Annotated in this window: 11 protein-coding genes; 3 read left to right on the top strand and 8 right to left on the bottom strand. The window is 39.7% G+C overall.

Translation table 11 applies throughout. From position 1 onward, the window contains the following. Window positions 1-39: 39 nt before the first annotated feature. The 3 genes from I8T81_RS04575 to xerA form a co-directional block, all read right to left on the bottom strand. Entirely contained in the window at window positions 40-972 is a 933-nt protein-coding gene (locus I8T81_RS04575; protein ID WP_198072214.1) for an electron transfer flavoprotein subunit alpha/FixB family protein, read from the bottom strand. 17 nt (window positions 973-989) lie between these two features. After that, entirely contained in the window at window positions 990-1,739 is a 750-nt protein-coding gene (locus I8T81_RS04570) for an electron transfer flavoprotein subunit beta/FixA family protein (RefSeq protein WP_004699812.1), read from the bottom strand. Window positions 1,740-2,204: 465 nt separating this feature from the next. Continuing rightward, window positions 2,205-3,092, bottom strand: coding sequence for a site-specific tyrosine recombinase/integron integrase (gene xerA / locus I8T81_RS04565; RefSeq protein WP_198072742.1), 888 nt, complete (start codon window positions 3,090-3,092; stop codon window positions 2,205-2,207). 165 nt (window positions 3,093-3,257) lie between these two features. Here xerA and I8T81_RS04560 point away from each other — a divergent pair, with 165 nt between their 5' ends. Further along, window positions 3,258-3,881 (top strand): LysE family translocator, encoded by a 624-nt coding sequence (locus I8T81_RS04560; protein WP_198072741.1) that lies wholly within the window; start codon window positions 3,258-3,260, stop codon window positions 3,879-3,881. Between the two features lie 86 nt (window positions 3,882-3,967). Here the strand turns inward: I8T81_RS04560 and dapF are convergent, their stop codons facing one another. From dapF to I8T81_RS04535, 5 genes are all read right to left on the bottom strand, one after another. Then, window positions 3,968-4,813, bottom strand: coding sequence for a diaminopimelate epimerase (dapF, locus tag I8T81_RS04555; protein WP_198072213.1), 846 nt, complete (start codon window positions 4,811-4,813; stop codon window positions 3,968-3,970). Window positions 4,814-4,818: 5 nt separating this feature from the next. Further along, entirely contained in the window at window positions 4,819-6,069 is a 1,251-nt protein-coding gene (lysA, locus tag I8T81_RS04550; RefSeq protein ID WP_198072212.1) for a diaminopimelate decarboxylase, read from the bottom strand. Window positions 6,070-6,091: 22 nt separating this feature from the next. Further along, a complete protein-coding gene (gene lptM / locus I8T81_RS04545) occupies window positions 6,092-6,316 on the bottom strand; it encodes an LPS translocon maturation chaperone LptM (protein WP_004699798.1) in 225 nt (74 codons plus the stop codon). Window positions 6,317-6,456: 140 nt separating this feature from the next. Further along, complete coding sequence (locus I8T81_RS04540; protein WP_031944927.1) at window positions 6,457-7,863, bottom strand: amino acid permease; 1,407 nt, start codon at window positions 7,861-7,863, stop codon at window positions 6,457-6,459. Between the two features lie 301 nt (window positions 7,864-8,164). Further along, window positions 8,165-9,688, bottom strand: coding sequence for an alanine/glycine:cation symporter family protein (locus I8T81_RS04535; RefSeq protein WP_198072211.1), 1,524 nt, complete (start codon window positions 9,686-9,688; stop codon window positions 8,165-8,167). Window positions 9,689-10,027: 339 nt separating this feature from the next. On the opposite strand from I8T81_RS04535, the gene radA reads away from it, so the two are divergent. Both radA and I8T81_RS04525 read left to right on the top strand, forming a co-directional pair. Continuing rightward, window positions 10,028-11,416 (top strand): DNA repair protein RadA, encoded by a 1,389-nt coding sequence (gene radA, locus I8T81_RS04530; protein ID WP_049063572.1) that lies wholly within the window; start codon window positions 10,028-10,030, stop codon window positions 11,414-11,416. 82 nt (window positions 11,417-11,498) lie between these two features. Then, the gene (locus tag I8T81_RS04525) at window positions 11,499-12,479 is read left to right on the top strand and encodes a Tim44 domain-containing protein (RefSeq protein ID WP_198072210.1); all 981 of its coding nucleotides are present in this window, start codon (window positions 11,499-11,501) and stop codon (window positions 12,477-12,479) included. Window positions 12,480-12,516: the final 37 nt, after the last annotated feature.

The following is a 12,516-nucleotide window of genomic DNA, read 5'->3' as shown; positions in this document are numbered from 1 at the left end:
AGCACAAGGGCGTTTTTCGAATAAGTGACAAGCTGTAAATTACAACTTGCTTACTAACTCTGGTACTACAGCATTTAAATCGCCAACTAACCAGTAGTCAGCAACGCTGTTGATTGGTGCTTCTTCGTCTTTGTTGATTGCAACAATAACTTTAGAATCTTTCATACCAGCTAAGTGCTGGATCGCACCAGAAATACCTACAGCAATGTAAAGCTCAGGTGCAACGATTTTACCAGTTTGACCAACTTGGAAATCGTTAGGTACGAAGCCTGCATCAACTGCTGCACGTGAAGCACCTTGTGCTGCACCAAGCTTGTCAGCTAATGGATCAAGTACTTTGTGGTAGTTCTCACCAGAACCTACACCACGACCACCAGATACAACAATACGAGCAGCTGTTAATTCTGGACGATCAAGTTTAACGATTTCTTCAGATATAAACTTAGAAATGCCTGCATCTTTTACTTCGCCAACTGTTTCAATCGCAGCAGAACCACCTTCCGCAGCAACTGGATCAAATGCTGTACCACGAACAGTACCAACAATGATTGCTTCGTCAGATTGAACAGTTGCAATTGCGTTACCAGCGTAGATTGGACGCTTGAATGTGTTAGCAGATTCAACAGAAATAATGTCTGTGATCATACTTACATCAAGAAGTGCAGCAACACGTGGAAGAATGTTCTTACCAGTAGTGGTAGAAGCAGCTAAAACGTATTTGTAACCTTTAGCCAAATCAGCAACTAAGCCAGCTACGTTTTCAGCTAATTGGTTTGCATAAGCCGCGTTATCAGCAAGCAATACTTTGCTTACGCCAGCAACTTTAGCAGCAGCGTCAGCAACTGCTTGAGCGCCTGAACCAGCAACTAATACAGTAATATCACCACCGATTTTTTGTGCTGCAGCAACAACGTTTAAAGTAGCACCGTTAAGTGTTTGGTTGTTGTGATCAGCGATAACTAAAATACTCATGATTTTATCCTTCCGTATTAGATCACTTTCGCTTCATTTTTCAATTTTTCTACAAGCTCATCTACAGATTTCACTTGTACGCCAGCTTTACGTTCTGCTGGAGCTTCAACTTTAACAGTTTTAAGCTTAGTACCAGCTGTAACACCGTAATCAGCAGGAGATTTAGTATCAAGCGGTTTTTTACGAGCTTTCATAATGTTAGGCAATGCTGCATAACGTGGCTCGTTTAAACGCAAGTCAGTTGTAATGATTGCAGGAAGTGCAAGCTCAACAGTTTGTAAACCACCGTCGATTTCACGAGTCACTTGTACTTTACCGCCATCTACTTTCACTTCAGAAGCGAACGTACCTTGACCAGCACCTAATAATGCACCAAGCATTTGACCTACTTGGTTAGAGTCATCATCAATTGCTTGTTTACCAAGAAGGATAAGTTCTGGTTTTTCAGCATCAACAACACCTTTTAAGATTTTAGCAACTTCTAAAGCGCCAATTTCGTCAGTGGTTTCAACTAAAATACCGCGGTCTGCACCCAAAGCCATTGCAGAACGGATTTGTTCTTGAGCTTCTTTAGGGCCAACAGAAACAACAACGATTTCTGATACTGTTCCTTTTTCTTTTAAGCGAACCGCTTCTTCCACTGCGATTTCACAAAATGGGTTGATTGACATTTTAACGTTGGTAAGGTCAACCCCACTATTGTCCGGCTTAACACGAACTTTAACGTTGGCATCAACCACGCGTTTTACAGCAACAAGAGCCTTCATGTAATCCTCGGCTGTTCTAGCAAAAGTAAATGTTGAGAAAAGTATATTAACTCTTCGATTAAAATTTTTTAGGTACCCTATCTTGCAATGTGTTTGGCATTTCGGTCAAGTCACAATTTTCTGGAACAGTACAAAAAAAATGAAATCATCAGTTCATAAAAAAAATTTTATACATGATTACCCTCTATTTTATTCTTTTTAAAGTCTATTTTATACATTGATTTTTATTATCTTTTTATTTTATTTACCTTATTAGTAAGAAGCATAAGTACGGTGTAAAAGACTCAAAATTTGTCGTTTTCAGGCTATATATGCTGACAAATTGTGCAAAGATCAAAATGGTCAATTGGGTAATTTCACCCTTTTTCTTTATACAAATTTGTAAATAAATACAAATGATCTCTACATTCACCTTATTTAGTGCAATCAAAGTCGCGTATTGATAAATAATTTAACTTAAATGAATTAATGCTTGGTCGCTCGCGGATGAGCTTGATCATACACTTGAGCCAAATGATCAAAATCGATATGCGTATAAATTTGCGTAGTCGATAAGTTGCTATGGCCTAACATTTCCTGGACTGAACGCAAATCACCGCTACTCGATAACATATGGCTGGCGAAACAATGTCGAAGTAAATGCGGATGTAAATCGACATTTACACCGGCTCTTTGCGCCTGAAGTTTTACACGTTTCTCGATTTGCCGTGGAGTGAGTACACCACCACGCTGCGAAATAAATACAGAAGCATCTTGATCAAAATGCCCTTTCCAGATTTTATAAATTTTGAGCCAGTTCAATAGACTTTCTTTTGCCTTTTTCCCAAACGGGACAATACGGGTTTTATTTCCTTTACCCGTAATACGAACAAGATGACGATTAAAATCGATATCTTTAATTGTGAGGCCTTGTAGTTCTGCGAGTCGCAAACCACTTGAATACAGTAGTTCCAACATGGCTTTGTCTCTTAACCAAAGCTGCTGATCAATTGGTTTTTCCGGCATGGGTTGATCTAAAATTTGATTAACCGTTTCTATGTCGATCATGCCCGGCAGGGGTCTAGGCTGGCGTTTTAACTTAAAATCGTCAGTGGGATTAATTTCTAGATATTTGCCCTGTTCCGCCCATTTCATAAACTGACGAATAGAAGTGAGGTGACGCTGCATACTACTTGAGCTTAACTGGTCTTGCTCAACACGCTGAGCCAGATATTCACGTAAATCTGAAGCTTCAACATTTTTTAAATCAATTTTTTTTGAGTCACAGAACTCAAGAAAGCTTTTCACATCTCGCTCATAAGCCGTGATTGTATGCTCAGACTGGTTCTGAATTTTTCTTTCTTTCAACCACATCGAGAGCAGTTGTAATGCAAAATCCAAATTGCTCTCCATTTATTTGCCCATTTTTTTTGAGTGTACCAAAAACTAATTGATCATGAAAATTTCATATCGCACAGCATAATGAATCTAACTTATATATTACACTTCACTTTAAGTATTCGTCGGAACCTTGCTGCCATGACCACCGTACTCATTCCTTATTTAATTGCCATTACTTTACTTACGCTTACTCCTGGCTTAGATACGACTTTAATTATTCGTACCGCTACACTTGAGGGTAAATCTAAAGCGTTCCAAGCATCTCTAGGAATTAGTCTTGGCTGTATTGCTTGGGGAGTTGTCGTGGCCTGCGGTTTAGGCGCTCTACTTATGGCATCTGATTTAGCTTTTAATATTCTAAAATGGATGGGAGCTGCTTATCTCGCATGGCTTGGTTTAAATATGATTTTAAAACCACGTAGCCGACTCGCAGATATGCAAGAAAATAATTCCAATCGCTCTACTTCAGAGAATTGGTTTATCAAAGGTTTCTTTGGCAATTTACTCAATCCTAAAGTTGGCATTTTCTATATTTCATTTCTTCCGCAATTCATTCCAGCGCAAGCATCGGCTGTTACTTGGGTAATGGGACTTGTGATGATTCATGTGGTGATTGGAATAATATGGTCAACTTTATTAATTTTAGCTATGCAACCACTTTCACGTTATTTAAAACAACCTAAATTTGTAAAATATATGGACCGAATTACAGGCAGTATTTTTGTTCTGTTTGCATTGAAGTTGGCGTTGAGTAAAAGGTAATAAAATCAAAAATTATTGTACATATAAAAGAAAGCCTCTTTTATCACTTTAACTGATGAAAAGAGGCTTCTATTTAGGCTAAGCGATTAACCTTGGAAATAACGTAAATCCAAACGCCCATCATATACATAAGTTGTTGGACCAGTCATCCAAACAACATCACCTTCTTGCCATTCAATTTGTAGCTTACCGCCAGCAAGTTCAACTTCAACTGAGTTAGCAAGTAAACCACGGCGCATACCACTTACCGCAGCAGCACATGCCCCTGTACCACAAGCGAGTGTTTCACCAACACCACGTTCAAATACACGTAAGCGAACATGTTTTTCATCAATTACTTGCATAAAACCAGCATTCACACGTTCAGGGAATCGTTGATGTGATTCAACTTGTGGGCCAATACCTGCCACATCAGCAGTGAGTACGTCTGGAACAATAGTGACCGCGTGTGGGTTACCCATGTTGACCACATCAATACTAATGTTTTGGTCATTTGCTAACTCAAGGGTATATAAAGCTTCTGGTTGCTCAGCAATGAATGGAATTTCATTTGGTAGAAACTTTGGGTAGCCCATATTTACGCGCACCCAACCATTTTGCCCAAGCTCTGGCTTTACAATACCTGCTTTGGTTTGTACGGTAATGTTGGTTTTATTGGTTAAATGACGTTCATGTACAAAACGAGCGAAACAACGTACGCCATTACCACACTGTTCAACCTCAGAACCATCTGCATTGAAAATGCGATATTTAAAGTCAGCTTCTGGTAAATCTGGTGGCTCAACAATTAAAAGCTGGTCAAAACCAACACCAAAGTGTCGATCTGCCAAACGTTGAATGGTTGCCGTATCTAAGTAAGCTCTTTGGCTAATCAGGTCAACCACCATAAAGTCATTGCCTAGGCCATGCATTTTGGTAAATTCTAACAACATCTCATTTACTCCTCAGGCAATAAACGTTCTTTTTCCCAAAGCGACTCAACCGTTTCACGCTCACGAATTAAATAGCTCTTTTCACCTGATACCATGACTTCTGCAGCACGGCCACGTGTGTTGTAATTTGAACTCATGACAAAGCCATAAGCCCCTGCACCGAGTACAGCCAACAAATCATTTTCTTGTAATGCGAGTGAGCGATCTTTACCAATAAAGTCACCTGTCTCACAAATCGCACCAACGAGGTCCCATACTTTTTCTTCTGTATCGGTACGTGGTACAACAGGCTGAATATCCATCCATGCTTCATATAAAGCAGGACGAATCAAATCATTCATTGCTGCATCAATAATGGCGAAGTTACGATGTGTCGTTGGTTTAAGCAAATCAACTTTAGTTAAAAGTACACCCGCATTTGCACTAATGCTACGGCCCGGCTCCATATAAACCTTAAGACCTAACTTTTCTAAAGTTGGTTTCATAGAGTTTGCATATTCTTCAACACTTGGTGGTGTTTCATCTTTATAGCAAACACCTAAACCACCACCGATATCAATATGTTTAAGATTGATACCAAGTTTTTTCAACTCATCAATCATCAGCATGACACGGTCTAAAGCATCAACAAACGGTTTAGTTTCAGTGAGCTGTGAACCAATGTGACAATCAATACCTACAATTTCAAGATTAGGTAAAGAAGCCGCGTATTGATAAGTTTCATAAACTGTATCACTTGGAATACCAAATTTATTTTCTTTTAAACCAGTTGAAATATAAGGATGCGTTTTTGCATCAACGTCTGGATTTACACGTAATGAAATCGGCGCTTTCTTGCCTAAACGAGCTGCCACTTTTTGAAGGCGGTCTAATTCGGCATAAGACTCTACGTTAAAGCAAGCAATACCTACATTGAGTGATGTTTCAATATCTGCTTCGGTTTTACCTAAACCTGAAAAAACAACTTTAGATGCATCTCCACCCGCTTTTAAAACGCGAGCCAGCTCACCACCAGATACAATATCAAAACCCGCACCAAGTTTTGCCAAGACACTAAGAACAGCTAAATTTGAGTTAGATTTCACCGCAAAACAGATTTGATGATCAATAAAGTCAAAAGCACGGTCCATATCCAAGTAATGTTTTTCAAAAGCTGCTTTTGAATAAACATACAAAGGTGTGCCAAATTGCTGCGCAAGCTGCTCCATAGAACATTGCTCTGCATGCAATACTCCATTAATGCGAGTGAAACTCATGAATGTGTCCTTATTTCAAAGCTTAAGGTGATGTAGTTTGGTTTTGGGCTGATGATGACTCGACTGGCTGTTCAGACTTTTCATCCTTTTGCACAGCTGGTTTTGATTCTTTATTACGATAAAGCAAGTATTTTGCACGGTTGTCATAATTTGGATCAGAAGGTAGCTGCAATGCTCCTGACTGACCGCAAGCTGTAAGCAAAATACTGCTGCTCAATAAACTGATGAGGCAAATGACACGAAGCATCTGAGCACCTGATTTAAACAATTCGATGCAGTATACCGTGATCATGCAAGCGGCTAAAGAGTAAACTTAAAGAGAAAAACAATATGCATAAAAAACGCCAGCTTTTCAGCCAGCGTTTAGTCATAAGCAAATAAATTTAATTACTTTTTATGACGTGGTTTATAAAAGAAGAAATAACCAATGATCAAGATAACAAACCAAATTGGGCTAACTTTAAGCGCTTTAAACGTGTCTGGCTCTAAAGACAACACGTAAATCATGCCCACAAAGAAAATAATCGTGATCCAACAGGTAAATAAACCACCCGGCAATTTAAATGTTGATTTGGCATGCAGTTCAGGACGCGTCGTGTAATAACGAATGTAGCTCCAGATAATCAGTAACCACACGCAAATGAACAGAATGGTTGAAAGCGTTGTTGCAAGTGTGAAAGCTTCAACTGTATTTGGTACAAAATACTGTAATGCCGCACCTAACAATAAACACGCAGCAGAGAAATACAATGCATTTGCAGGTACTGCACGTCTGTTCAATTTACCAAAAGCTTTCGGTCCTTGATCTTCACGAGATAAACCAAACAGCATACGACTTGTTGAGAATACACCGCTATTCATTGATGACATAACCGATGATAACACCACCAAGTTCATCAAGATTGCTGCTGCTGCAACACCTGCTTGGCTAAACAAGTTTACAAACGGGCTAATCGCTGGATCAATTCTGTTCCACGGCGTTACAGACATCACAATAAGCAATGCCAACACATAGAAAATAATGATACGAATTGGAATGGAGTTAATTGCTTTTGGCAAGTTACGTGCTGGATCTTTTGTTTCCGCAGCCGTTGTTCCCACAAGTTCGACACCAACGAAAGCAAAGATTGCAATCTGGAAACCAGCCAAGAAGCCATGCACACCTGTTGGGAAGAAACCACCATTCGCCCACAAATGAGTAAATGAAGCAACCTCACCCGTACTAGACGTAAAGCCAGTAAAGATCATCCATAGACCTACAGCAATTAAAATGATAATTGCTAAAATCTTAATGAGTGCAAACCAGAACTCTAACTCACCAAATAAACGTACTGTCAGTAGGTTTAAGCCCATAATAAATACAATCGCGGCAACACTAATCATTGCACCTTCGACAGGCGAGAAAGGTAGACCATTATTGAAGAATTGTAAGTAGTAGATAATTGCAGAAAGGTCAGCGATACCAATCGTGATCCAACATAACCAGTATGTCCATCCCACAAAGTAACCCGCCCATGGACCGATTAAATCAGTGGTGAAGTCAATAAATGATTTATAGGCAAGATTTGAAAGAAGTAATTCACCAAGCGCACGCATGACAAAAAACACCATCACACCAATAATCAAATAAATGAATAAGATCGATGGACCAGCAAGACTAATTGTTTTGCCTGATCCCATAAATAATCCAGTACCAATTGCACCGCCAATCGCGATCAGCTGTAAATGCCGATTAGAGAGGCTTCGATGGAGTTCACCTTGTTCATGAGGCTCACTCAGATTTTGATTCGACATTTTATGAATACACTCCAGTAATTTTTTTAGTCCGTTAGCTAAATCCAAATCAAAAAGACGATATCGCACCATTTGCAGGTATCTTTTAAATGTATATTTTTTGACAACTTTTCAGCTAACCAATTTTGTCTGTATGGCTGATAATTTAAAGATACATGCCATTAAATCTGATAATACGCACAAGAACCAAGCAATACAACGCACATCTTTGGAACATGCAGTTTCTCATTTAATGATCAATCTCATATAAAAAAAGGTGGTCAATATGACCACCTTTTGTGAGTTATGTTATCTCTAAAATTTAACTACCTGTTTTTTTCAACTGTGTATCTATTTCTTGTTTTTTCTTCAAGCGTTCCTCCCAGAATGTTGCATTTTTAATTCCTAATTTAATAGGATCAAAAGTGTATTCTTTTACTCCAGCTTTTTGTTGTTCTTCGTAATCCTTGAGTGCTTTAATCGTTGGTTTATAAATAAAGTAGGTGACTACAATACCAATAATATTAATCCATGCCATTAAACCTACACCAATATCACCAATACCCCAGATATAACCTGTCGCACTAAGCAAACCATAGCCTACAGCGAGAATGATTGAACATTTCACAATAAACAATAATGATGGTGATTTTGTAATGTAGCTCAAATAAGCAAGATTTGTTTCTGCTATATAGTAATAAGCTACGATGGTGGTGAAGGCAAAAAAGAATACGGCTAAAGCGACAAAGATCTGACCAAAATTACCAAAAATAGTGCTCACTGCTAATTGTGTAAATGCTGGTGAACCAATTTCAGTCGATGCGGGAACATTTTGAACAAGGAATTGACCTGCTTCCAAAGCCCCCTGAACATTATATTGGCTTGTCATTAAAATCATAAATGCAGTAGCAGAACAAACAATTATACTGTCAAAGTGAATTGAAAAAGATTGTACTAAACCTTGTTGAGCTGGATGTTGAACTTCTGCTGCCGCTGCTGCGTGTGGACCTGTTCCTTGCCCTGCCTCATTGGCATAAACACCACGTTTTACCCCCCAACCAATTGCAGCACCAAGACCCGCCATTGGAGTAAATGCATCAGTGAAAATTAGACTTAATACTTTTGGAAGATCTGAAATGTTAACCACAACAATGATTACAGCCATGAGGAAATAACCAATTGCCATGAAAGGTACAACCAGTTCAGCAAATTGAGCAATTCGTTTAATACCACCAAAAATGAGGATAGCAAGCAAACCAATTACGACAACTAAAGCAACCAGTTTATAAACACCTACATCACCAAAAACAGTTGCACCTTCACCAGTAATCTGGGTAAAAGCTTTTCCTACTGCATTTGCTTGAATCCCCGGTAAAAACAAACCACAAGCAACAATTGCAGCAATAGCAAATACAATTCCCAACCAACGCTGACCTAATCCTCTATCAAAATAAAATGCTGGGCCACCACGATATTGTCCCTGATACTCAACTTTATAAAGTTGACCAAGTGTTGACTCTACATAAGCTGTACCAGCACCAAAGAATGCAACCATCCACATCCAAAAAACTGCACCAGGTCCACCAAAGCCAATTGCTGCTGCAACACCCGCAATATTACCTACACCAATACGACCAGCTAGAGATACGGATAAAGCTTGAAATGATGAAACTCCCTGTTCTGAAGAAGTCCCTTTTATTAATAGTCTGGCCATTTCTTTAATTTGGCGGACTTGAACAAATCGTGTCAAAATAGAAAAGAATAAACCGACGCCTAAGCATAAGTAAATCAGCGCCTTACTCCATATAATACTATTAACCCAATCAACAATTTCTGCTGCACTCATAGATATCAACCTTTGTATTTTTAAAATACAATACTCATATTATTTTGTTCATTTTCAATTGAGCAATATCCATGCCATACCTATGATAAACCGTGATATAGACTTGAGTAAAAATACATTCCTTGGGGATAGCTTAGATTTTGTATAGGCACTTAAAACAAACCCTATCTGACTTGTAAAAATCTTATATCGTGTTATTTTTGGTGTCCTTCCTTTGTTAGTTCTTAAAAATATCCCTTCAAATTTCCTAATACTCTTTTATGAAAAATTAAGGAGAAATGTATGAAGAATTTCCAAAGAACTATATTTCTATAATATCGAGCAAAATTTCAATTTTTTATGAGTAAAGTCAAAACTGTTTACCGTTGCGAGCAATGTGGTGCCGATCATCTTAAATGGGCTGGTCAATGTTCAGAGTGTGGTGAATGGAATTCTCTGACTGAAGTCAAACTCGAGCCGACTACAGCCCATCGCGCACGTCCTAAAATTGGGGGCTACGCAGGCCAAGTTGCCAATATCACAACACTAAATAAAGTTTCCGTTTCTCATGAAACCCGCTTACCTACAGGTATTAGCGAGTTTGACCGTGTACTTGGTGGTGGTTTGGTCACAGGCTCAGTGGTACTAATTGGTGGTGACCCGGGTATTGGTAAATCGACTATTCTTTTGCAAACAGCAACCCACATGGCAAGTGCAAAAAGCTCTGCGCTTTATATTACAGGTGAAGAGTCATTGTCTCAGGTGGCTTTACGTGCGCAGCGTCTTGACTTGCCGACAGATCAGTTAAAAGTCATGGCTGAAACCTGTGTAGAACGCATTTGTGAAGTTTTAGAGCAAGAAAAACCTGTAGTCGCTATTCTAGATTCGATTCAAACGCTTTATACAGAAACCCTCCAATCTGCTCCGGGTGGTGTTTCACAAATTCGTGAATCTGCTGCTTTGTTAACCCGCTATGCAAAAAATAGTGGCACGGCGCTATTTATTGTTGGCCACGTGACCAAAGAAGGTGCACTGGCAGGTCCGCGCGTTTTAGAGCATATGGTGGACTGCGTACTGTATTTTGAAGGCCAATCCGACTCACGTTATCGTATGATTCGTGCTGTTAAAAACCGTTTTGGTGCAGTTAACGAACTGGGTGTGTTTGGCATGACTGATAAAGGGTTACGCGAAGTAGCCAACCCTTCTGCTATTTTCCTAAGCCGCTACGACGAAGCCATTCCCGGTTCAATTGTTATGATTAGTCGTGAAGGAACTCGCCCACTTTTAGTTGAAGTTCAAGCTTTAGTCGATGATGCTCAAGGACAACCTAGACGTGTCGCTCTTGGTCTTGAACAAAACCGCTTAAACATGTTGCTTGCTGTAATGCACCGTCATGGCGGTGTGCAAACCACAGGACAAGATGTCTATGTCAATATTGTCGGTGGTTTAAAAATTACTGAAACAGGTTCTGACTTAGCTGTTTTACTTGCCTGTGCTTCGAGTTTACGTACCAAAGCATTACCACAGCAACTTGCAGTTTTTGGTGAAGTTGGACTTTCAGGTGAAATTCGCCCAGTACCAAATGGACAAGAGCGCTTGAAAGAAGCTGCAAAACATGGCTTTAAATATGTCATTTTACCAAGAGGAAACGCCCCACAAAAAGAGATTCCGGGCGTTCAAGTGATTGCTGTGGCACGCTTACATGAAGCACTCACTGAAGCAATGCAACTCAGTGATGAATTGACATAAAAAAACATATTTTTATAGTTGAAATTTAGTGTAAATGGCTGCATAAATACAATTACAAATTAATTTTAAACAGGAATTTCCTATGGAAGTACACCAGCGCGGCTTGATAACGGGTATTTTAATGGCTGCTTTGGCAATTTCTCCGCTTGCTGAAGCAAAACGTGCAGGTGGTGGTAAAAGCCACGGCATGGCACGCTCTACCACTTCAAGCCAGTCATATCAACAACCTCGTCAAGTGGCTCCAGTTCAACAACCTGCAACAGCACCTCAAAGATCTGGTCCGGGTGTGGGTTCAATGGTTGCGGCTGGTGTAGCTGGTGCTGCCGTAGGTGCTGTTGCAGCACATGCTTTAGCTGATGATAAACCAACATCAACTGAACAACGTGTAACCCAGCCAGACAATCAGCAACAAGCTGCTCAACAACAAGAGAAGAAAGGTGGTATCCCAGGTTGGTTATGGGTATTACTTGCTGCTGCTGTTGCCTTTTTTGTATTTCGCAAATTTGGCGGGAAAAAAAAATTAGCAGCAAATAATCCGTATGCTCCAAACAGCAACGGTCAAAACACTTTTGGACGTTCGGCTACGCCAACTAACTCAAACGACAACACCAATATTTTTGGTCAGTCTGTTGCTGGCGGTACAGCTGCAACTCAGGCTCCGTTTGGTGGTGCAACAACAAGTAACGGCAATCAGTTACCAGATGGTAGCGAACCTGCTTCTTTCTTACGTGTTGCTCGTCAGCGTTTTAACCACATTCAGTCAATTAACAGTGCAAGTAACGTTGAAGAAATTCGTCGCTACTTAACACCTGAGCTTTATAACTCTATGTATAACGACATCATGGAGAACCAAGATCAGGACGTTGCTGAATTTAGTAACTTAAACGCAATGGTTGTAGATAGTGCAACTGAAAATGGTCAATACGTAGTAAGCGTACGCTTCACAGGTACAGTAAGTGAAGATTTAAATAGCTTGCCACAGCCATTTACTGAAATCTGGCACTTTGTAAAACCTGTTGGCTCTCAGCAAGACTGGGTTGTTGCAGGTATTCAACAAGCTTAATTTAACTAAGCTCTAAATAAAAAAGCCACACTATGTG

This window comes from Acinetobacter seifertii (assembly GCF_016064815.1).
Classification (GTDB): Bacteria; Pseudomonadota; Gammaproteobacteria; order Pseudomonadales; family Moraxellaceae; genus Acinetobacter; species Acinetobacter seifertii.
This window is presented reverse-complemented; position numbering and strand designations above follow the sequence as displayed.